General features: G+C 48.3%; 26 protein-coding genes. 19 read left to right on the forward strand and 7 right to left on the reverse strand.

What is annotated here, in order from left to right; all coding sequences use genetic code 11:
- Positions 1 to 298: 298 nt before the first annotated feature.
- The 6 genes from DDZ15_RS05335 (at position 299) to DDZ15_RS05360 (ending at position 6648) form a co-directional block, all read left to right on the forward strand.
- Positions 299 to 1876 carry an amidohydrolase family protein gene (locus DDZ15_RS05335; RefSeq protein ID WP_109645876.1) on the forward strand — a complete coding sequence of 526 codons (1578 nt, stop codon included), beginning with the start codon at positions 299 to 301 and terminating at the stop codon, positions 1874 to 1876.
- 88 nt (positions 1877 to 1964) lie between these two features.
- On the forward strand, positions 1965 to 2444 hold the full coding sequence (locus tag DDZ15_RS05340) for a hypothetical protein (protein WP_109645878.1): 480 nt from the start codon (positions 1965 to 1967) through the stop codon (positions 2442 to 2444).
- A gap of 13 nt (positions 2445 to 2457) precedes the next feature.
- The gene (locus tag DDZ15_RS05345; protein ID WP_109645880.1) at positions 2458 to 3405 is read left to right on the forward strand and encodes a threonine ammonia-lyase; all 948 of its coding nucleotides are present in this window, start codon (positions 2458 to 2460) and stop codon (positions 3403 to 3405) included.
- Between the two features lie 451 nt (positions 3406 to 3856).
- Positions 3857 to 4831, forward strand: coding sequence for a glycoside hydrolase family protein (locus DDZ15_RS05350; RefSeq protein WP_109645882.1), 975 nt, complete (start codon positions 3857 to 3859; stop codon positions 4829 to 4831).
- A gap of 301 nt (positions 4832 to 5132) precedes the next feature.
- Positions 5133 to 6110, forward strand: a complete 978-nt coding sequence (locus DDZ15_RS05355) for a Gfo/Idh/MocA family protein (protein ID WP_109645884.1) — start codon at positions 5133 to 5135, stop codon at positions 6108 to 6110.
- 109 nt (positions 6111 to 6219) lie between these two features.
- Positions 6220 to 6648, forward strand: a complete 429-nt coding sequence (locus DDZ15_RS05360; RefSeq protein WP_109645886.1) for a hypothetical protein — start codon at positions 6220 to 6222, stop codon at positions 6646 to 6648.
- Between the two features lie 89 nt (positions 6649 to 6737).
- On the opposite strand, the gene DDZ15_RS17065 is transcribed toward DDZ15_RS05360, so the two are convergent.
- Positions 6738 to 6917, reverse strand: coding sequence for an LPXTG cell wall anchor domain-containing protein (locus DDZ15_RS17065; RefSeq protein ID WP_109645888.1), 180 nt, complete (start codon positions 6915 to 6917; stop codon positions 6738 to 6740).
- Positions 6918 to 7217: 300 nt separating this feature from the next.
- Between DDZ15_RS17065 and DDZ15_RS05370 the strand changes: the two genes are divergently transcribed.
- Both DDZ15_RS05370 and DDZ15_RS05375 read left to right on the forward strand, forming a co-directional pair.
- Positions 7218 to 8651, forward strand: a complete 1434-nt coding sequence (locus tag DDZ15_RS05370) for a PhoPQ-activated pathogenicity-related family protein (RefSeq protein WP_109645890.1) — start codon at positions 7218 to 7220, stop codon at positions 8649 to 8651.
- Positions 8652 to 8704: 53 nt separating this feature from the next.
- On the forward strand, positions 8705 to 9637 hold the full coding sequence (locus tag DDZ15_RS05375; protein ID WP_109645892.1) for a cobalamin-binding protein: 933 nt from the start codon (positions 8705 to 8707) through the stop codon (positions 9635 to 9637).
- 15 nt (positions 9638 to 9652) lie between these two features.
- Here DDZ15_RS05375 and DDZ15_RS05380 read toward each other — a convergent pair whose 3' ends face one another.
- Positions 9653 to 10120: an OsmC family protein gene (locus DDZ15_RS05380; RefSeq protein ID WP_109645894.1), complete on the reverse strand. Its 468-nt coding sequence runs from the start codon at positions 10118 to 10120 to the stop codon at positions 9653 to 9655.
- Positions 10121 to 10130: 10 nt separating this feature from the next.
- Positions 10131 to 10964 (reverse strand): hypothetical protein, encoded by an 834-nt coding sequence (locus tag DDZ15_RS05385; protein ID WP_109645896.1) that lies wholly within the window; start codon positions 10962 to 10964, stop codon positions 10131 to 10133.
- Between the two features lie 116 nt (positions 10965 to 11080).
- On the opposite strand from DDZ15_RS05385, the gene DDZ15_RS05390 reads away from it, so the two are divergent.
- Genes DDZ15_RS05390 through DDZ15_RS05400 form a run of 3 tightly spaced genes read left to right on the forward strand, consistent with a single transcriptional unit; the run spans position 11081 to position 11978 of the window.
- A complete protein-coding gene (locus tag DDZ15_RS05390) occupies positions 11081 to 11455 on the forward strand; it encodes a hypothetical protein (protein ID WP_109645898.1) in 375 nt (124 codons plus the stop codon).
- Between the two features lie 49 nt (positions 11456 to 11504).
- Complete coding sequence (locus DDZ15_RS05395; RefSeq protein WP_109645900.1) at positions 11505 to 11708, forward strand: DUF3185 family protein; 204 nt, start codon at positions 11505 to 11507, stop codon at positions 11706 to 11708.
- 51 nt (positions 11709 to 11759) lie between these two features.
- Positions 11760 to 11978, forward strand: coding sequence for a hypothetical protein (locus tag DDZ15_RS05400; protein ID WP_146198521.1), 219 nt, complete (start codon positions 11760 to 11762; stop codon positions 11976 to 11978).
- 20 nt (positions 11979 to 11998) lie between these two features.
- Here DDZ15_RS05400 and DDZ15_RS05405 read toward each other — a convergent pair whose 3' ends face one another.
- On the reverse strand, positions 11999 to 12334 hold the full coding sequence (locus DDZ15_RS05405) for a DUF971 domain-containing protein (protein ID WP_109645904.1): 336 nt from the start codon (positions 12332 to 12334) through the stop codon (positions 11999 to 12001).
- 59 nt (positions 12335 to 12393) lie between these two features.
- On the opposite strand from DDZ15_RS05405, the gene DDZ15_RS05410 reads away from it, so the two are divergent.
- On the forward strand, positions 12394 to 13116 hold the full coding sequence (locus DDZ15_RS05410) for a hypothetical protein (protein WP_109645906.1): 723 nt from the start codon (positions 12394 to 12396) through the stop codon (positions 13114 to 13116).
- 9 nt (positions 13117 to 13125) lie between these two features.
- Here DDZ15_RS05410 and DDZ15_RS05415 read toward each other — a convergent pair whose 3' ends face one another.
- Positions 13126 to 13554: a CoA-binding protein gene (locus DDZ15_RS05415; protein ID WP_158278624.1), complete on the reverse strand. Its 429-nt coding sequence runs from the start codon at positions 13552 to 13554 to the stop codon at positions 13126 to 13128.
- Positions 13555 to 13626: 72 nt separating this feature from the next.
- Here DDZ15_RS05415 and DDZ15_RS05420 point away from each other — a divergent pair, with 72 nt between their 5' ends.
- The 3 genes from DDZ15_RS05420 (at position 13627) to DDZ15_RS16680 (ending at position 15612) form a co-directional block, all read left to right on the forward strand.
- Positions 13627 to 14058: an FKBP-type peptidyl-prolyl cis-trans isomerase gene (locus DDZ15_RS05420; RefSeq protein ID WP_109645910.1), complete on the forward strand. Its 432-nt coding sequence runs from the start codon at positions 13627 to 13629 to the stop codon at positions 14056 to 14058.
- Between the two features lie 259 nt (positions 14059 to 14317).
- Positions 14318 to 15478, forward strand: a complete 1161-nt coding sequence (locus tag DDZ15_RS05425; RefSeq protein ID WP_109645912.1) for a THUMP domain-containing class I SAM-dependent RNA methyltransferase — start codon at positions 14318 to 14320, stop codon at positions 15476 to 15478.
- A 26-nt stretch (positions 15479 to 15504) separates the two neighbouring features.
- Entirely contained in the window at positions 15505 to 15612 is a 108-nt protein-coding gene (locus DDZ15_RS16680; RefSeq protein ID WP_479725180.1) for a hypothetical protein, read from the forward strand.
- A 48-nt stretch (positions 15613 to 15660) separates the two neighbouring features.
- Here the strand turns inward: DDZ15_RS16680 and DDZ15_RS05435 are convergent, their stop codons facing one another.
- Complete coding sequence (locus tag DDZ15_RS05435; RefSeq protein WP_109645916.1) at positions 15661 to 16293, reverse strand: O-methyltransferase; 633 nt, start codon at positions 16291 to 16293, stop codon at positions 15661 to 15663.
- A 115-nt stretch (positions 16294 to 16408) separates the two neighbouring features.
- Here DDZ15_RS05435 and DDZ15_RS05440 point away from each other — a divergent pair, with 115 nt between their 5' ends.
- Together DDZ15_RS05440 and DDZ15_RS05445 are read left to right on the forward strand one after the other, a co-directional pair.
- Positions 16409 to 17086 carry a lysophospholipid acyltransferase family protein gene (locus DDZ15_RS05440; RefSeq protein WP_109645918.1) on the forward strand — a complete coding sequence of 226 codons (678 nt, stop codon included), beginning with the start codon at positions 16409 to 16411 and terminating at the stop codon, positions 17084 to 17086.
- A gap of 203 nt (positions 17087 to 17289) precedes the next feature.
- The gene (locus DDZ15_RS05445) at positions 17290 to 17982 is read left to right on the forward strand and encodes a class I SAM-dependent methyltransferase (protein ID WP_109645920.1); all 693 of its coding nucleotides are present in this window, start codon (positions 17290 to 17292) and stop codon (positions 17980 to 17982) included.
- 89 nt (positions 17983 to 18071) lie between these two features.
- Here the strand turns inward: DDZ15_RS05445 and DDZ15_RS05450 are convergent, their stop codons facing one another.
- Positions 18072 to 19118 carry an oxidoreductase gene (locus DDZ15_RS05450; RefSeq protein ID WP_158278626.1) on the reverse strand — a complete coding sequence of 349 codons (1047 nt, stop codon included), beginning with the start codon at positions 19116 to 19118 and terminating at the stop codon, positions 18072 to 18074.
- 232 nt (positions 19119 to 19350) lie between these two features.
- Between DDZ15_RS05450 and DDZ15_RS05455 the strand changes: the two genes are divergently transcribed.
- Positions 19351 to 20304 (forward strand): carbon-nitrogen hydrolase family protein, encoded by a 954-nt coding sequence (locus DDZ15_RS05455; protein WP_109645924.1) that lies wholly within the window; start codon positions 19351 to 19353, stop codon positions 20302 to 20304.
- Between the two features lie 152 nt (positions 20305 to 20456).
- The gene (locus DDZ15_RS05460) at positions 20457 to 21572 is read left to right on the forward strand and encodes a M23 family metallopeptidase (protein ID WP_109645926.1); all 1116 of its coding nucleotides are present in this window, start codon (positions 20457 to 20459) and stop codon (positions 21570 to 21572) included.
- Positions 21573 to 21731 lie beyond the last annotated feature (159 nt).

Consider the following 21731-nt stretch of genomic DNA (forward strand, 5'->3'; position numbering starts at 1 on the left):
CGCGGGAGGACAGCACCTTCATAAAAAAATAAACCCCGGGACGATCAATCCCGGGGTCATATGCTTTAGGTTCAGCATAATAGGAGTGACTAGTTGACTAACCAGAGTGAGATTAGTGCTATGCTGTTACACTAAAAGAGAATTGGCGCGGTCAATCGTTACAAATTTTCTCATTTTTCTTTTCTTTTTTTCTGAAAAAACCAGCAGGAAACCCTATTCTTGCAATCACTGAATCCTTGCACAGTTCAATTGCAATGCATGTTTCCACTCATTTTCAATCACTAAGACGTTTATTTTTATGAAATCGATACTTGTACTGGCTATCACACTACTCTTCACCGTGCCTTTGTATGCTCAGATGCCGGACGCACCAGACAGAACAGAAGGTGAAGGACCTTACGACAGGCTGATATTAAGAGGATTAACCATGATCGACGGTTCAGGGTCTCCAGCTGTGGGACCGGTGGATATAGTGATTGAGGGCAATCGGATCGCACAAATCAGAAATGTAGGCTACCCGGGTGTTCCTATCAGCGACAGCAGACGTCCAGCCGCTCGGGAAGGCGATGTAGTGATGGACCTGGATGGAATGTACATCCTGCCCGGCTTTATTGATATGCATGCGCACACCGGAGGCTCCGCACAGGGTACCGTACCTGAATATGTCTATAAACTTTGGCTTGCACACGGCATCACTTCCATCCGCGAACCCGGATCGGGCAACGGTATGGACTGGACAATCAGGCACAAGGAAAAAAGCGATCGAAACGAAATTACCGCACCACGGATATTCGCCTACGTAACCTTTGGTCAGGGTGCACCCGGCGGAATCAATTCACCGGCCGAGGCCCGCGAGTGGGTGCAAATGATACATGAAAACGGTGCCGACGGCATTAAGTTCTTCGGTGCGCGGCCCGAGATCTGGGAAGCAGCCCTTGACGAAGCAGATAAACTGGATCTGGGCTCTATGGCACACCATGCTCAAACCAGAGTGGTATACGGGAATGTTGCCAGAACAGCGGAGCTTGGCCTTCGCGGCATGACCCATTGGTACGGCCTTCCGGAAGCGCTGTTTACCGACCGCGTAATTCAGGATTACCCTCTTGATTACAACTACAGTGACGAACAGCATCGTTTTGAGGAAGCCGGCAGGCTATGGGCACAGGCTGCGCCGCCCGGGTCGGCGCGGTGGAATACACTGATGAACGAACTGATCAAGCTCGACTTTGAAATAAATCCTACGTTTACCATTTATGAAGCCAGCCGCGATCTGATGCGGGCACGAAGGGCGGAATGGCACGAAACCTACACCCTGCCCTCGCTCTGGGAGTTCTACAGCCCCGACAGACGGGCACATGGCTCTTATTGGTTCAATTGGGGAACCGAGCAGGAGGTGGCCTGGAAGCAGAATTATCATTTATGGATGCAGTTCATCAACGAGTACAAGAACCGCGGCGGTCTTGTTACGGTGGGTTCCGATGCAGGCTACATCTACAAGCTCTATGGATTCGACTATATCCGCGAGATGGAGCTCTTCCGTGAAGCCGGATTCCATCCGCTTGAAATTTTTATGTCGGCGTCACTTAACGGAGCCAAAGTTCTTGGAGTGGATCACGAACTTGGAACCATCGAGGTCGGAAAACTGGCCGATCTGGTGATAGTGGATGAAAACCCGCAGGAGAACCTGAAGGTACTCTACGGAACCGGCGCCATCCGGGTCAACGAAAACAATGAAGCGGTTCGGGTTGGCGGGGTTCGATACACCATTAAAGACGGTATTGTGTACGACGCAAAAGAGCTGCTCAGGGATGTGGCGGATTATGTGGAACAGGTAAAGGCTGAAACAGGTTATGAAATCAAACAACCCGGAATGTAGATACCCGGGATCATTCCTGCAGCAATTAGGTAAGATTTGCAGAAATTACTCATTCATATTATCAAAACGTATTTAATCTGATCCCTTTATGAAAAAATTGATACTAACGGTATTTCTCACAACATCGCTTCTCATTCTGGCAGAACAGGGAATGGCACAGGACAGAAACTTCGGAATCGGTGCGCAGGTAACTAGCCCAGCCGGCATCACCATGAAAGGCTGGGTATCTGAAACCGGGGCTCTTGCATCCGTCTTCAGTTTTAACCTCAGTGAAAACGCCTCCAGTTTCTATCTGCATCTCGACTATCAGGATCATAAAATCTATGATGACCTGAACTGGGAATTTGGGTACCTCTCCTACTACTATGGCGGCGGTGTTCGCTATATCTGGAGGGAAATTGGCCTGGACGACTCCTTTTTTGCGCTTCGGCTGCCCGCAGGACTGAACGCAAACTTCACGGAACTTCCGGTTGAATTCTATATGGAAATTGCTCCAACATTTGAAGTTGTGCCAGACTTCAACTTTGGTTTTGCAGGCGGATTTGGGTTTCGCTACTTCCTGAACTGAGCTGGCCGTACCGATGACCATTCCCCAGTATGCCGATATCGAGGATGCCGCACGGCGAATAGCATCCATGATACACCGTACACCGGTTCTCACCTCCTCATACTTTAATGACGAAACCGGTGCGGAGCTCTTTTTTAAATGCGAAAACTTCCAGAAAGTAGGCGCCTTCAAATTTCGGGGAGCAAGCAATGCAATTGCAAAACTTCCCGATGAACAGGGAAGTAAAGGCATTGTAACACATTCATCCGGCAATCATGCACAGGCCGTGGCACTGGCCGCACGCATAAACGGCTACAAAGCTACTATTGTGATGCCTGAAAATGCACCGCGCGTAAAGGTGAACGCGGTGCGCGGTTACGGCGCTGAGGTTGTTTTCTGCGAACCCACAATTGAGGCGCGTTCCGAAACGGCACAGCGCGTGGTTTCTGAACTGGGTGCCACCTTCATCCACCCTTATAATCATCCAGATGTGATTGCGGGTCAGGGCACTTGCGCCCTGGAACTTCTGGAGGAGGTGCCCGAACTTGATGCGATCCTGGCTCCTGTCGGGGGCGGCGGCCTGATAAGCGGTACAGCAATTGCGGCCAAACACCTGAAACCCGGTATAAAGGTTTACGGAGCCGAACCGGAGCTGGCCGACGACGCGTACCGGTCTTTTCACTCAGGAAAAATAGAACCGGTTCTTCGAACCGACACGATTGCCGACGGCCTTCGCACCTCCCTTGGTGAGTTACCCTTTGAGATAATCCAAAACCATGTGGACGACATTCGCACCGTATCCGAGCAATCCATCATCCGCGACATGCGGGCCGTATGGGAACGGATGAAAATTATCATCGAGCCCTCCTGTTCAGTTCCGCTGGCTGTTATGAGAGATCAGGAAACAGACCTTACTGGCAAAAAGGTGGGCATTATCCTCACGGGAGGAAATGTGGACCTGGACAATCTTCCCTGGCAATGAAGCCCTCTCCTTTGACTCAGGAATAACTTTTTGCTTCCGTGTGCGTAGGCTCATACTCCTGTGCATGTCCGGCATTCGCAACTTTGGTTTACGATCCGTAGAAGGTAATATACAATTAGGCCGGGTTGCAATATTTCAGGGTAAAGCACTGTTTATGCATTGTATTTACATCAATATTCTTCAAACGTTGCAGATAAAATTAATCAGCCCCATGAAAAACCCGCTGAAGACGAAAAGTGTAGCACCTTATCGGAGCCAGAAATTTCGGTGAATCAAAAGGTTTTTATACCCGTTTGGGTTTTGAAGGAATCGGTCTGGGTGATGAAATTTGCCTCTTCAAACAGGGTGAATCGGCTATCTTTTTATTACAGGACTATTATGTTACAGACTGGGTCCATACACGTTTTTTGTCAACTATGAATCCCACTGAGGAAAAAATTCAGGAGTAATCATGAAGAGTGCAATCGCCATGTTTTTCTTTTCTTTCCTCTTTTTCACATTTTCCTCATGCGAAGATGATAATCCCGCCTCTTCAGATGATTTTGCATCCGAATGGATAAGATCTGCAGAAAACCCGGTGCTCAGGGATCTTATACCGGCTGAAAACTACGAGGGGGCCGGTGATCCTCATGTCTTTTTTGATGAAGACGGTTCACTCAAAATGATTTATTCAGGTGATGCAAACGGCGTTATTTCCATTAAGCTTGCTGAAGGTACCAGCCTTACGGAATGGGAAAAGAAAGGTGCACTGCTTTTTGAGGTCGGCCCTTCCGGAAAGGATATCAGCAAGGAGACCTCATTTTACAGAAAATCTTTCGATGGCAAACACCAGATTTACTACATCGGGTATGCGGATGAAGACAGCTATGAGGCGGAAATATATTTAGCCGAAGCGGATAATCTGACGGGACCTTACATGCAAATGGAAAACCCTGTGGTGCCGCGGGGTAACATTGCCGGAAAAGAGGTTTATCTGATGACTTCACCGAGCGTTGTGGAATACGAAGGCAAACTTTACATGACGTTTCTGGGCTGGAATGACTCTCCGGATAAAGTAACTGAAGTCTGGGTTCTGGGCGCAATCTCTGATGATGACGGGTATACGTGGACTGATTTCCAGGTTGTGGATACCAGAATTGGCATGGAAGGACAGGTTACAAAAGTAAGTGAGAATGAATTTGTTTCAGTAAGAACCGGGACATACGGAGACAGGGAAGCTATCTATTACGCCACATCCTCCAGCCCGTTTGGCCCCTGGGATGAGTCACCGCAACCCATTCTGGTTCAGGAAGATTCTTCATTGGAAAAAGATGAAATCATTGCACCTCAGATTACGATCGATCCGGTAACCGGCGAGGAGTATCTGTTTTATACCGGGGCTGATCACCAGTCTGGATGGTGGATAATGCTGGCAGAAAAGAGATGAAACGGCCCGGTTTCCCGATACATAACCCGTTGCATCCACGATTACGTGGTCTGAGCGGTTTTTTGTAGTTTCAATCTGGTCTTATATAATTAACGTGAGTTCCCCGAGGGGAGTACCGCCTTTAGGCGCAGAGGGGTGTTAGTAATGAAAATAATGCCAAAATTTAATTATTTGAGTCAAACCAAAGCTCAGCCCAAAAGGGATTTCTTACGTGACGGGTCATCCCCCCCGGGCTCTTGCGAGCCTTTCCCCCTTCTGCAATAGGGATCTCTTCGGGCAACTGACGTTAACTACCTAAAAGATGGATAAAATTATAAAATGGGGAATACTCGGCCCCGGCAACATCGCAACACTGTTTGCAGACGACCTTCAACTATCCGACCGTGCCATCCTTCAGGGCGTAGCTTCCCGGAATTTGGATAAAGCCAGGGATTTCAGCAGCACCTACCAATCTCATACATACTATGGATCGTACGAAGAACTGGCCGACGACCCGGATATAGATGTCATCTATATTGCAACTCCCCACCCCTTTCACTGTGAACAGACCCTGATGTGCCTTCAAAAAGGAAAATCGGTTTTGTGTGAAAAGCCGATGGGAATGAATGCAACAGAGATGAAAAGCATGTTTGCGGAAGCCAGGGCACGAAACCTGTTTCTGATGGAAGGCATGTGGACCCGGTTTATTCCGGCCACAAAAAAACTTCTTCAGCTTCTGAACGAAGATGCCATAGGCGAACTGCTTTTCATGCGCGCAGATTTTGGTTTTAAATCCGACGCCGGACCTGAGAGCCGCCTGTTCAAGAAATCACTCGGAGGAGGTTCACTGCTGGATATCGGCATTTACCCGGTATATCTTAGTCTTCTGGCCTTTGGGCTGCCGCATGAGATCAAGGCGATGGCACGCATGACTAAATCCGGTGTCGACAGCTACTGCTCCATGCTGTTTGGGTATGCAGATGGAGCAAAAGCGGTCCTTGAATCAACATTTGAAGCTGAAACTCCCACTGAAGCGACACTCTTCGGAAGCCGGGGATCCATAAAACTTCAAAGCCGGTTTCACCACTCTGAGAACATCACCATAACCCTGAACGGGGAAGAGCAGAATCTGAAACTACCCTACAGGGGAAACGGATATTTCCATGAGATCGAAGAGGTAAATGACTGCCTGCTCAACAAGAAAACAGAGAGTTCAAATTACCCATTGCAAACAAGCCTGGATCTGATTACCGTTCTGGATCACGTAAGAGATGAGATCTCACTGTCGTACAATTCATAACGTGTCTTTATTTTAACAAATCGGGTGAGATCTCCATCATTCAACCATCCGCCACAGTAAATGTTCAATTTGCTGTGATCCCGAACTTAATTCAATCAATACCATAAAATTGGGGTTCGTTAAACGAAATATAGAAATGGAAGGGTATCTGGACTCCCTGAATACAGAGTGGCGGCTTCTTTCCGACTCAGAATACAGGCACATGCTCCAATCCCTGAACAGCTTTATGGATCAGGGCGCCTTCTCACTGTTCGAGGGTGAGCGCGCATACGCAGCATTCGTGGAGCGCCTTCCGCTGTACGGGTATTTGTTCAGTGCTCCCGAACACGAATACTTTTCAGCCAATGAAAGCGGCGGATCGGCCGTCACATTCGGTTATGAAATAAGAAATTTGTCGGGAGTGGACAGAGAGAGAATCAACTCAATTGAATGCGTAATCTCAGACAGTGAGATGTCGTTTTGCGCTGCATTCCATCATGAGTGGGAATCACTTGTACCCGAACAGTTTTTTGACCTCCACACCGGTTCAGAGAACTGAAAAGGCACACACTGAACCGCTATGCCGGACTCATCCACTGAATGGAGTAAAAAGAGTACGTTTCCAATCGATGGCCTGCAGGCAGACGGTCACATCATGGTATCTTCTTTTCTCGCTTTAAAATAGCTGATACCACCCGTTATTAGAACCAGCAAACCAATCCATGGCGCCCAGCTAACCGTTGACGAAGCGGAGTCCGGTTCAGAAAAAAATGAATAAAGAATAAAAAATATCCCCGCGAGCAATATTACGATCCCTGTTACTTTCATATACCCTCCGTTTATTTGATTTACCACGCTGCTCTTCTAAAATACTTTAAAAAAATCTGTCTCCATAATTAAGTGTGATTGCGCCGGATGGCAGAATAGGTACGCCGGTTAACGATCCGGCATTGCAGCCATGTCTTTATCTCCCGATCCTGTTCCGAGTCGCGTTTCGCATTAAAGATACCGATCAAGATTTTTGACGCTACGGCATATCTGCCGGAGCATTGAATCGATTCTGCTGATTCAGAATGATTTTGTATACTTTTATCTCTCAAACCGTACTGTAACCCCAATGTATCCGACATGACTTACAGAAGCATTTTGGTGTCGCTCATTACATTAACCTTTATCCTGTCATCCTGCGGTGAAACGGCAACGGAGCATCCCTTCGAAGCCTATGTAACCGACCCGCATCCCTCCTACAGTTACGAGCTGCAGTCAACGATTGAAGGAAGCTCCCATACCACCTATGTGATACGAATGGTGTCGCAGGAGTGGCTGACTGAAGAGATTGTGGATGAAACGGAGTGGCGGCACTGGCTTACCGTTGTTGTACCAAATAATATTGAGCATCAAACATCGCTGCTCATGATTGGCGGCGGTTCTCATAATGATGAACCTCCTGCTGAAGCGCCCTCCATTGTGCTTGAAGCGGCACTTGCAACCGGCTCAGTTACAGCTCATTTGGACAATGTTCCCGCTCAGCCGCTCACATTCATCGACGATGCAAACAGAGAGCGTTATGAAGATGACATCATCGCCTACGGCTGGCGGATGTTTCTGACCGGAGGAGCAATGGACGAAGACGCCGCCTGGCTCAGCCGGCTGCCGATGACCGCAGCCGCCATGAGGGCCATGGATACCGTTGAGGATTTTACCCTGTCTGAGCTGGGATTGACGGTGAACGACTTTGTGGTTACAGGCGCATCAAAGCGGGGTTGGACTGCCTGGACAACCGCCATTTTTGATAACAGGGTGGTTGCTATTGTTCCTGCCGTAATTGACCTCCTCAATCTGGAGTCCTCTTTTGAACATCATTGGAGAGCCTACGGCGAATGGTCGCCCGCGATAGAGGAGTACGAAGAGGAACAAATCATGTTATGGCAGGAATCGAAGGAGTATGCACGGCTGGCTGACATTGTGGACCCGTACTCATATCTCGACAGTCTCCGCATGCCCAAATACATAATCAATGCCGCCAGCGACGAATTTTTTCTTCCTGACTCCTGGCAATTTTACTGGCACGATCTGCCCGGCAGAAAACATCTGCGCTATATTCCAAACACAGGTCACTCACTGAGCGGCACCGATATGCACGAAGGCCTGATTGCTTTTTACAGCTCCATATTGAACAGAAGTGAACTGCCGCAGTTTGAGTGGTCTGCAACAAACGATCAGCTTACAGTGCGATACGATCCGGCCAACCCGCCCGACCGCCTGCGTCTCTGGAATGCTCACAACCCGGAAGGACGCGATTTCAGGCTGTATGTGATCGACCGGATCTGGATGGCCCGTGAACTTGATATTGAGCAGGACGGTGAGGTAACCGTTATGCTCGATCACCCCTCAAGCGGGTTTACCGCCTGGTTTGTGGAAGCGGAATTTAACTCGGACAGCGCGTATCCCTTTACAGAAACCTCCGGGGTGGTGGTTACTCCGGATATCTACCCATACGAATCCTTCGAAGCTGAAAACCCGTTAGGAACCCCGCCGGATACTGCAGGATACGCTGAATGATTCTCTCCGGATATTCCTTTTTTATTGATGAATTCTGAATCAGACCGTTTTTGATGAACATTGTATCCCTGCTGCCTTCAGTCACTGAAATCGTATGCTCACTGGGCCTGCGAAATGCATTGGTTGGACGATCGCATGAGTGCGATTTTCCGGAAGACGTTTTATCGCTCCCTGCCGTCACAAAAACGTCATATCCGGAACAGCGGTCCGGCCGGGAAACAGACCAAACCGTTCGGGAAATAGTAAGCAGCGGACTGTCTCCCTTCGAAGCCGATCCGGATCTTCTCCGCAGGCTCGAGCCGGATATCATCATTACGCAGGATCACTGCGAGGTATGTGCCATTTCCATCGACAGGCTGAAAGCTGAAACGAAATCGTACCTGGAGAACGCTGACGTGGACCTGTTATCCGTATCTCCCTCATCCTTGCAGGAGATCATGGACTCGATAACCGATATAGGCCATGTGCTGAATGTGCCTGACAGAGCGGCTAACCTGGTTACTGAACTGAGTGAACGGCTCAATATCATCCGCCAAACAGTTCAGGGCGAACCGGAAAAAAGCGCGGTTACGCTTGAGTGGATATCCCCCCTGATGACTGCAGGTAACTGGGTTCCTGAGCTGATCGAAATTGCCGGAGGCGACGACTTAATCGGTATACCCGGAGACCATTCACCCTGGATCGATTTTGATGCCGTACGAGAGTCCGACCCGGACTATTTGCTCATCATGCCCTGCGGCTACAGCATTCAGGATACCATGAATGAGTTCGAAGCTCTTGAACGGACAGACGGCTGGGTGGACCTGAAGGCTGTACGCGAACAGCAGGTATATCTGCTTGACGGCAGTCAGTTTTTCAACCGGCCCGGCCCCCGGATCTACGACTCCGCACGGATACTGGCTGAAATATTCCATCCCAATCTATTTCAGCCGCTTTATAAAGGCACCGGCTGGATTCCGGCAGGGCATTCGGTTGCTGTACCGTAAACCCTGATTCACATTTCATCTCACCGTTACAACCGGATTATGGAGCACAGGGAAATTGCAGGAGTTTGCGATAAAGCACATGCGGTTTGCATCATTATGAAGTGAACGTGCTTTTTCAGTTCTGTCATCCTCAAGTATCAGCACTTTGGGATTCAGGAGTACGGATACAAAGCGTCCCGCCCCGTCTTCATCCTCAACCATCTCCCCCGTGGCCACGTCGCTGTACTCTAGTACGGTTATTCCGTTTGTTGAGCAAAGATGAAGATACCAGAGCATGTGACAGCCTGAGAGCGCCGAGAGAAACTGTTCCTCAGGATTGATGCGTGACGGATTGCCTCTAAAGGCCGGATCCGATGAGCAATGCTGGTCCGGTTTACCGTCGATTTGTACGGTAAAGTCCCTCCTGTAGCTTGCATACGAACGCGTTCCTTCTCCGTCATTTCCGGTCCAGACTGTCCTGATTCGGTACGAATGAATTCCCATCAGTGCAGGGCTACGGGTTTACCCGTACCTCTTGTACAAGAAATACCATGTCACCAATCTCACCGGTATCCAGTATGGATTCCATTCGCTCAATTTGCGGCTTCATCTGCTCTTCGATCATTTTGCGCTGAGCTTCCGGCATCTGCTCAAGTTGTTGCCGAAAGGCCTCCAGCCCTCTCCTTGCTTCCGCAATTTCTTCATCGGTAAACTCGGTTTCCATACCCGAAAACTGAAACGTAACCGTATGTGCAACCGGCAGGCCGCTGTGCATTTGGTAATCCTCCATCAGGATATCCACAATAAACTCTTTTCCTGAATCGTCTCCCTGAACAAACCGGAGTTTTCGCGCAATGAGTTCTTCCCTGTCGAGCCAGACGGTTGCAGACCGGACACTCATCTCCGCGGATGTGTCCTCAAACTCAATGTCGTCACTGACCAGTGTATTCAGCAAGTCCGCATCATCAATAAATACCCTGTACACTGAAAAATTATTGAACTGATCATTTTCAATGCTTTCAGCTCCGCTGATCAGAATGGGCAGCTGATCATCGAAGACTCCTGACAGCAAACCGGAATCAATTTCAGGATCTTCATTTTCAGGACGGAGCCATACTCTGCCGTTTTCACTCTGCTTTACATACCGCGTTGTCGATGCAGGTATGATGTTGTCTTGCGCCTCCACCGTAATTTCCACGGCCTCTATACCTGAAAGCCGATCGGCATTCATCTCAAGAATCATGTCCGCAAGCTGACCGGGAGCAGGCTGAGCGGCGGCCAACGCCGGTACGATGACAAGGTGGATAAAAAGAATTGAAACCGTCGTGATCCGTTTGAATGTTCTCATATGCCGCTTTGTTTTGTAAGTGTACAGCCTGATTTTACGAAATGTGTCTCTAAGTTTGAAATGATACGGCTGCACTATATTATCCGGTCAGGTCTCTTAAAGATAAGCAGCATGCAATGGCAGATGAAGATATTTTTTACGCTATGGCGGAGGAGGAACTGAATCAGTATCAGCACTTCTTTCTGTTTTCGGAGCGTGAGTTATTCAGAAAAGGCAAATACCGTGAGCTGGCAGAGAAGTCACTTCGCCAAACCCGTATTTTCGGAGCAATTGTATTTATCAATATTATCATCTTTTCTGTTATTAGCATTTTTCATTTTATTGACTTTGGAAATGATCAGACACTATCATCCCTTGTACTTGGTCTTTTGGGATGGGCCTTTGTCATCGCATCCACCTATTTCTACACCCGAAATATTCTTGAAAAGAAAAAGTGTATGGAAAGGGTTTTGAAACTGCTGAAAGCACGGGAACAGTATATTGGTTCCTGAACCGAAATAACTGCGATCAAGGATATTGCACTTAAAAAACGGAGCTATTATGAGAAAAATGATTTCAGTCGGATTGCTTGCAGGCGGGTTGTTGCTGCTGTACTTCGGATACCAGGATTATCAATCGTTCAGCTCTGAAGTGACGGAGTTTATTACCGGGTCTCCCGACAGTCAGGCCATGTGGATGATGATTGGGGGCACGGTTGCCGCAGTTGCGGGACTAGTTGGCCTCCTTCCCAGGGATAAAATTTAAAACCCTGCCTTAATTCAGCATAAAAATTGTATGCATCACGATCGTGACCAGATGAACACGGAAAACCGGAGATCATTATGGATATCCCTGATTTCCATTGCGGGCGGTGCCATTCTTGCCTGGCTGGGATACGGCTCGCTCGAACCAAGCACCGGCGATTCACTTCTGGATGCCGCTCTTGACGCGGAAAGCGTATGGCCGGTATTTATGGTTATACTGGGCTTTGCGCTGCTCGTATCCGGCATAACGGGGATGCTGCGCGGTAAATGACAGGAAAGAAGTCATTTCGCTTAATCAAGGCTGCTCTCCGTATAGGTTCCCATCTCCCTCAACAGGTCCCACCGGTACATACCGGCATCGTGACCGTCATCCCAGGTTATCTTGAGCGCATGATTTCCGATGGGCTGTGCCTTAACGATCTTGTAGCTGCGGGGCGGATCGACCCTGAAAAGTTCCGGTTCGAACCGGCCCATTTTATCGTGACCGCCCCTGCACGAAACGCATGGGCAGTTTTTTCGCAGGCCGAAAAGCGGAAAATTGGACGTCTCGCCGTCTTTCCATACAATTGTTAACTGCTGATCGGAATTACTGACATCTACGGATTTCGGTACGTATCTTGGATCCATCTGTTTTTTATACCTGAAAATTCTTAACTGCTGTTTGAAGCTAAAGATACACTCATTTCATGTGGATTTTCATCCTTTTTCTGGCTTTTGTGATGTTGGCAAGCGCTTTTGCGGGCAGCCGGAACTGGTTTACACTCGACCGCCTCACGCGGGAAAATGTGCTCAACGCTGCGCTGATTACCCTTCTTGTATTTACGCTTATGATGATAGCCTATGTGGCCGGCTTTTTTCCTCAAAGCATCGCAGCGCCGGTAATGATGACGCTATACACAATGATCAGTGGTTTTTTTGGCGGGTACGCAATTCGAATGTACAGAAACCGGAGCAGATCCGGCACCATACTCTATCAGCACCGATCATTCTGGATCGATCATGCCCCTAATTTACTTTCTGTGATTCTGCTGCTGTACGGACTTTACCGTACCGCGCTGCTTACGGACCAGCTTATCACGGGAATCAGGGTTACATCGGGCCTCTCGCTGATGGCCATCGGCCTCTTTATGTGGACCCTGAAGGCTGTTCCGGAGTTCAGATCTCTGGGAATACTGTTACTCGACCGCCATATTCACTGGAAACATGTAATTGCCTGGCACTGGAGCAGTGAGTCGATTGTAACCATTGAGTATATGGCGGAGGAACAGAGTAACGATCAACGCATCCGGCAGTTTTCTACGGCGATTCCGGATGAAGACCGCAAAGAGATCGAAGTGGTTCTGAAGTCAAAGATGGAAGAGTTCTCAGAGCAACGGCAAAATGTTCTCTTTCCGGATGATCCGGAGTGATACCCGCGGTCAGCGATGCTCCACCATTACACACCGGTTCTCTACATATTTGAAACCATTTTTCTCTGCCAGTTCTTTGGCTGAATCCGTACTTACATCAAGCTGTGTCCAGATAACGGGTTTCTCCCCCCTGTCTTTACTCCAGCTGATAATCTCTTCGACAACCTCATCCACATAGCGTTTATTCCTGAAAATATCGATAAGATCGATTGATATGTTCTCGGGAAGATCATCCAGTGAGGGATAACTCTGCCTGCCAAGCACCTCACTTTCGTTGGGGTTTACGGGGTAGATCGTAAACCCTGCGCTCATGAGATATTCTGCGATGTGATAGCTTGTGCGATTCGGGTTGGATGAACAGCCAATGACCGCTATCGTCTTCACATTGCTGAGCAACTCTTTAAGCTCGTCTGATGATCGTTTTTGAAAAGGATTCAAATTCTCAATTATCTATTAAAAAGGTTATATTTAAGCATTCAATATACTCGAAAATGAAAATAAAGGAACATTTTGTCTAAAGTAAAAGACGGCGATACCGTCAAAGTACACTATACAGGAACACTTGATAACGGAGAAGTTTTTGATACATCAGAAAACCGGGAACCTCTTGAGTTTACGCTCGGTCAGGGGCAGTTAATCCCTGGTTTTGAAAAAGCAGTGACCGGACTGGCTGTAGGAGACTCAACTACAGTCGATATTCCCAGCAAAGAAGCCTATGGCGATGTGCGGGAAGACCTGATCATTTCTGTGCCAAAATCACAGCTGCCTGATGATATAGAACCACAAGTTGGAATGCAGCTTCAGGTTAACCAGCCTGACGGCCAGCCGGTGCCGGTTCGCGTAACCGAAATCGGAGATGAAAACCTGACACTGGATGCGAATCATCCGCTTGCAGGCCAGGATCTCTCGTTTAAAATTGAAGTTGTTGACGTAGCCGGATAATTCATACGGGTACGATCATGATTCTGACCCGGCCTGATGCAACCTTGTATCAGACCGGGTTTTTTTATATCTGAGCCATGCATCATACCCTACCTGCCCATATTTGAATTGAATCGTGCGCTCACTTCAGCAACTGAGAACGCTTCCCGGTACTGTAATATCTGCCGCTGTAGTTACAGTACAGTTCTGAACACTGTTTACAGATCCTCACAACTTTACTGAATCATCAAAATTAACACTGAATCACCCTTTTTATCAGATGGCCAATTTCGATAAAAAAAGCACCGTAAGCATTACCTGTCCCATGGGCCTCGCTCCTTTCCTCACTGAAGAGGTGAAAGATCTTGGATTTGAACCGGTGACTGTTCGCGAAACAGGAGTTGAAATCGTGGCAAGCCTCACCGATTGCATGTTACTCAATTTCTGGCTGCGTACGGCACACCGTGTACACTATTTGCTGGAAGAGAAACCCATTAATCATCCCGATAAGCTTCGTAACTGGCTTAAGGTTTTTCCCTGGGAGGAGTGGATCCCAAACGACGGTTACCTGTCCGTTACCTCACGTATTGATCACCCCACCATCGAAAATGACCAGTTTGCAAACCTGGTAGTAAAAGATGCTATTGTTGACCGCATTCGCTTTAAAACCAACGAGCGGCCCGATAGCGGATCGGAGCTCTCAAAGACAGTCATTTTCCTTTTCTGGAACAAGGATATTGCAAGAATATTTATAGATACTTCGGGCGAATCATTGTCCCGCAGAAATTACCGAAGCAGTTCAGTGAGTGCGCCAATGCAGGAAACCCTTGCTGCGGGTATCATTTCCTCAACTACCTGGGAACCCGGTCAGCACGTCATCAATCCAATGACCGGCGGCGGAACCTTAGCCATAGAAGCTGTGATGATGGCGATGAACCGGGCACCGGCATCACTCCGGAATAACTTCGGGTTCATGCATCTGGTCGGGTACAATGAAGAGGATTATCAGAGTATCCGCGAAGAAGCCAAAAAAGCGGTAAACCGCAATGTTTCCGGCACGTTCATAGCTACCGACCATGATCCCCAGGCTATTATCGCAGCAAAGAAGAACGCACAAACAGCCGGTGTGGATCATATGATTGAATTTGTAACCTGTGATATTGCGGACACACCTGTGCCCGAAGGCCCGGGTGTGGTGGTTGTAAATCCACCCTATGGCATGAGGCTGGGCGACAGCACAGACTTACGGCCACTCTATAAGGAGATCGGTGATTTCATGAAGAACAGCTGTGCGGGCAAGACCGGCTATGTGTTTACGGCCAATATGGCCCTTGCCAAGAAAGTGGGCCTGCGCGCAAAAAGCCGTACGCAATTTTTCAACTCCACGCTGGAGTGCAGGCTGCTGGAGTATGAACTCTATGAAGGCAGCAAAAAAGGATGAGGACGATGGGCGATGGGCGATGGGCGATGGGCGATGGGCGATGGGCGATGGGCGATGGGCGATGGGCGATGGGCGATGGGCGATGGGCGATGGGCGATGGGCGATGGGAAATTTTTAATTTTCAAGCTTATTAGCAAGTTTATACTTAACTTAGGCTCTATATTTAAACTCAATACTCAAGACTATTTAACCCTCACCACGGTTACCCCATCCCGAAGCGGAAGCATCAACTGGTCTACTTCGTCATCATCCCGGATCAGTTCACTGGTTTTGTGAATAGCGTACTCTTTACCCTCTTTGGCGTTCAGTACCATCCCATCCCAAAGCATATTGTCAAGCACGATCAGGCTGCCTGAGATCGTCTTTTTCCTGATCATCTTCCAGTACTCCGGATAGCTGATCTTGTCCGCATCCAGGTATACAAGATCAAAGTTTCCCTCCAGTCCGGGAATCACTTCCAGCGCATTGCCCATAATTTGCCTTATTTTACTTCTGTAGGGTTCTTTTGAAAAAAAACCGTCTGATATCTCCCTGTACCGGCTGTTCATCTCAATCGTTATCAGTTCGCCGTTTTCCGGTAGTACGCCGGCCATCATCAGTGCCGAATACCCTGTAAATGTTCCCACGTCGAGTACGCGTTTTGCACCGGAAATCTGAACCAGAAGTTTAAGAAGCAGCCCCGTCTGTCTGCCGCTCAGCATATCAGTATGCTCCAGATTCTTTTCTGACGCCCGAATAAGCCGTTTCACAATTTCAGGCTCTTCAGTTGTAAATGATTCGGTATATTCAGCTATTCTCTTGTTAACAAGTTCCATATACCTCCAGTACTTAATCCGTTTCTTTTTAAAAATTAGCAGCTCAATTCAATAACCCCGCAATGCCGGCAGCTGTCCGGCTTTGCAAGCATCGTTCAGAATCAGATTTCAACCATTGTCCCAAAGCAATCATACATTCATTCCGGCTAACGAATCGAAATGGTTTATCGCACTTTTCGATTTTTATGTGCGAAATCTCTTTCACCGTCGATTTAAAAATATTCTGATTGATCAAGAGTACCAACCCTCTTCCGGCAGCCGCACAATTTACTTTCTGAACCATACCTCATGGTGGGACGGCCTTATCCCCCTGCTTCTGAATCAAAAGCTTTTTAAGCAGAAAGCGAGGGCTATGATGGAAGATAAGCAGATGCTTGAGCACCGTTTTTTCAGAAAAATAGGAGCCTTTTCGGTGAATCTGGATCATCCGCGCTCTGCGGTTAAATCCCTCAGATATGCAAGCAGATCCATGGAGAGGCCGAACTCTTCTTTGTACATCTATCCGGAAGGTAAAATCGTACCTTTCAGTGTCGGTAAACCGGAGTTCAAGCGGGGTTTGGGGTGGCTCGCAAAAGAGTGCCCTGCGTGCGACCTTGTGCCGGTGGGTATCTATATTCAAACCGCACGTCACGATAAGCCGGAACTATTCATCCGGATTGGTGATCCGTCAACCCCGGATCGAAGTATGGATACAAAAGAACTATCAAAACTGCTCGAAATGGATCTTCAGTCTGTTCTCATTTCCCTGCGGAAAAAGGCTCATAATGACCCGGATGGGTTTCGTTCACTCTAAGTCCATAACCTATTACGGATATCAGGTATTTGTAAGGCTGACGTGAATTTTTTAAACATTATCCCTATGATTCATTTAATGTACCACAAGAATGCTGTTATATGAACTATCCTAAACCCGGCTATGATCCACATGGCGGCTAGAGTGCAGTTAAAAAATATCCTCCCTCATTTACAAATTACACCCATTAAGCCACGATAAACATGTTTACAGCCGTCAAAGATTTTGTATTGAAGGATATTGTTCTTGAATTCAAGGATATGAAATGCCTGCATGGCCTCAAAGACCTGCATCACAGTTATATACCCTGGAGCGGGGCTTCCATTCGTCCCACAGCGCTGGTCTACATCCTGAACGACATCATGATCAACGGACGCAAAACCATGGTGGAGTGCGGTGCCGGCATATCAACCATTTACGTTGCTGCACTGCTTAAGCAAATAGGTGAAACCGACCGCATGCTATACTCAATCGACCACGATAATAACTGGTTATCCATTATCAAAAAACAATTGCAGGACAATGACCTTGAGGGTTTTGTTAAACAAATTCACGCTCCATTGGTTCATTCAGACTATTGTCAGGATAACACCCAGACTTGGTACGATCCAGATATAATCAGGAGTGCAGTCGGCGGCAGGACCATTGATCTGCTTTTTGTTGACGGTCCGCCGGCCAACAAAAAAGGGTTTGAGGAATCGCGGTATCCTGCACTTCCTTTTTTCAAAGAGAATCTGGCCGAAAACAAGACTGTTCTTCTGGACGATGCAGACCGGAAAGGGGAAGCAAAAATTGCAGAAAAATGGGCTCAAGAACTGGGGCTTCCTTTTAAAAAATCCATCCTTTCAGGCAATATGTACATATGCAGGCATGGAGACTCTTACAACGTGATGTGATGGCCTGAGGAGATACGCCTTTTAATTAAAAGTTGATTTTGGAGTTAATTTAACATTTATCCAGAACCATATATGGATCTTCAGCGGATTCAACAATCCACAACAGTCCCGCTTTTCTGACTTTTTAAAGCCAGTTCGATCATCCGGATAACTTCTGCTGCCTCAGCCGGTTTTACCTGCAGGTCAACCTTTCCATTCACAGCATCTGCAATATTCCTGTAGAACTGCGGATAGCCACCCCCTGCCGTCGGAATACGCTCTTCCCTAAATGAATCGCCGTCTGCGGTTCTGAGCACTCCAAATTTATTTTCCGGCTCATGCCCCCATTCAGCCCCATGTGGGTCATCCCCCCGGGCGAGAGCCTCCTCCTGGGGATCGAACCCATATTTGACGTACGAACCCATCGTACCCCGTATCACAAATCTCGGTGTGGCATCTGCAACAAGCATTCCGGCTCTGAGGGTAGCCGTGAAATCATCGTAGTAGAACCGGATCATGAAAAAGTCATCGGCCTCCCCCCACCTTTGATTGCGAATATCGGCAAAAAGTTTATTGGGTACACCGAAAACCTGAAGTGCCTGATCAATCAAATGCGGAGACAAATCGTACAGAATGCCGCTGCCCGGCAGGTCTTTCTCTTTCCAGGCGTCTTCCTTCAGATAGTTACGAAACCGGTCAAAGCGGGACTCAAATTCAACCAGTCTGCCAACAGCCTGACGGCTGATCAGGTTTCTGACCGTAAGAAAATCGCCGTCCCATCGCCGGTTATGAAATACAGTAAGCACCTTGCCGGACTTCTCCGCTGTGCGGGTCAGGCTGTGTGCCTGTTCGGCGGTCACCGTGAAGGGTTTATCCACAACCACATGTTTACCGGCCGTGAGCGCATCATGGGCCATTTTGTAATGAAGATGATTGGGAGTGGTGATAACAATTAAATCTGTGTCTTCAGAACGGATCAGCTCCTCTGCGCTCCGCATCACATTCACCTCATTTCTGCCTGGAATCTGCTCGGGTCCCGTTCTCGTTACTACGTTTTTCAAAACCATACTGCGGCATGCATCGATAAGCGGAGCGTGTATGTTCCGTCCCGATTTGCCGAAACCGAGAATACCTGCCCTGATGACGGATTCTTTCATAAATGATTTAATTATCTCAACCCTATAATTCAGGAAAAAGATGAAACCCGTACCCATAGGTTAAGCGATACGGCCCAAAATGATTTCCCAACTTACGCAATTTTGTTTTTGATGGGCAACGGATAGACAATATCACCCGCTTTAATTAGCTTATCAACCCAACATGATGCCCAAGCAACTGCAAAACGGCTTTTGTTAAACCCACTATTTTTAAATTGAAATTTATTTCAGGATGTCATCAGAAAATCAGTTAACGGTCGCCCTTGCCCAGATTTCGCCTGTCTGGCTTAAAAAGTCTGAAACTCTAAAAAAAATTGAATTGAACATCAGGGAAGCCGCAAATAACGGTGCTGAGCTGGTGGCGTTTGGCGAGGGCCTTCTCCCCGGCTATCCGCACTGGCTGGCCAATACAATGGCTTCGGAATGGAACTCAGCGGTTCAGAAGGAACTCTTTGCGCACTACGTGAACCAGGCGGTACGTATTGAAAAGGGGGATCTGAGTGAAATCTGTAAACTGGCGGGGAAAAACAAAATTGCCGTTTATCTGGGATTAATTGAGCGCGCTGCCGATCGGGGCGGTCACAGCGTGTACTGTTCGCTGGTTTATATCGATCCGAAAGGAGAAATACAATCCGTCCATCGAAAGCTGCAGCCCACCTACGATGAGCGTCTTGCATGGGCACAGGGCGATGGAAACGGACTGCAGGTACACCCGCTGAAAGCGTTTAGCGTTGGCGGGCTGAACTGCTGGGAAAACTGGATGCCGCTGCCCAGGGCAGCACTGTACGGCATGGGGGAAGATTTGCATGTGGCCGTCTGGCCCGGAAGCATCCGGAATACAAAAGACATCACGAGATTTATGGCACTTGAAGGACGTTCCTTCGTTCTGTCGGTCTCTTCGCTGATGAGAACGAAGGATTTCCCGCCTGATACCCCTCACCTGGACCTGATCCTGGAGCAAGCGCCCGAAGTTCTTACCGACGGCGGTTCCTGCATTGCGGCACCTGACGGCAGCTGGGTTGCGGAACCGTGCACAAATGAGGAGAAGCTGATCATCCGTACACTTGACTATGAGCGGGTGCTTGAGGAGCGGCAAAATTTTGATCCGGCAGGCCATTATTCACGGCCGGACGTGACTCGGCTGGTATTGAACCGTGAACGGCAGTCTACCATTGAATTCAAATAATTCTCCTGTATTGATTTAAAATTAATTACCGTTTTCTAAACAGGACTGGCTTTTTAAAGCAGTTTCAGTACGAAGATTATATATTTGGAACATCATCATTACAGCTTCCCGGTGCAATCCTGCCCGATCGGTACCATTTATCCCGTTAACCCATGAGTGCGATTTTACACCTTTACAGGCGCCCGTTCCTGACGGCTCTGCTGATTGCAGTACACGTGCTGCTGTTTTACGGTGATCTCTTTGGCCAAAGCACCCGTATTTCGGCCGGCTACACCCTGCGCAACTTTTCAGCAGAGACTGTCATAAATCCGGATGTGAGCAGTGAATCCGCACTGCTTCAGAAAGGCTCGATTCACGTTGAAGTGGAGCAGCTCTTCAGGCACAGCTTTTTCATGGGTATCAGGTCCGATTATCTGATACACAACAGAAACACACCGCTCACCGGAGGCCCCGTCGATTTTAACCAGGTTTCATTCAAGGGTAGTGTTGGTCTGCAGTGGGATCGAATCGGGCTTTACACCGGCGTAAACGGGGGGTATCTCTGGGATTTATCGTTTCAGCCGTCCGAAAATGCACAAACCGGGCTCACTTCAATCACTCCTTCCGGTGAATCAGGGTCGTTCTTTGGCGGTCTGCATATCGGGGCCAGATATTACCTCTTCCGATATCTCCGTGTCGAGGCTGAATTCAGAAATCCGGTCTTTGCGAAGAATCGGTTTGAGCCTAACAGCGCACGGTCTTCACTATCCGGGCTATCCTCAATACGGTTCGAACCGACTCAATTCAGCGTAGGAGTATCAGTAAGTATTCCCATTCGCAACAGAGCGCGGGCTCGCAGCTCCTCCACCCGAACGGGCTCAACACCACCCCCTCTTTTGTCCACATCCGGCTCTGTCCGTTTCCGTTCGCCTGTTGACGGTCCTGCACTCATTACCTCGCCGTTTGGGCGTCGATGGGGCCGCATGCATGAAGGTGTGGATATTGATGCCCGTAAAGGCGACCGCATCCTTGCGGCAGCCGACGGTGTTGTCGTTGAAGCGAAAACGTCTGTCAGCTATGGCAGAATGGTAATCGTGCAACACAGCGATCTCTACTCAACCTACTATACTCACCTTAGCCGTATCAGCGTATCCGGCGGTGATCGGGTACGGGCCGGTGACGTAATCGGTCAGGCCGGTGATACGGGTGTCGCAACCGGTGTGCATCTTCATTTTGAAGTGCGCAGAAACGGTGTGGCGGTAGACCCCGAGAGATATATTCGGTTTTAGCTTTCAGGGTGCAGGGTGCAGTTTTAACGTATTGATGTGTTAAAGAAAATTCACTTGGCATTAGTAAGGCTTCAGCTTTTGCCTTCTGCCTTCTGCCTTCTGCCTTTTAACGACTCACGACTCAATTCAGCATTTTTTACAATCATTAAGGAAGGATTA

The sequence above is a fragment of the Rhodohalobacter mucosus genome (assembly GCF_003150675.1).
Lineage (GTDB): Bacteria > Bacteroidota > Rhodothermia > Balneolales > Balneolaceae > Rhodohalobacter > Rhodohalobacter mucosus.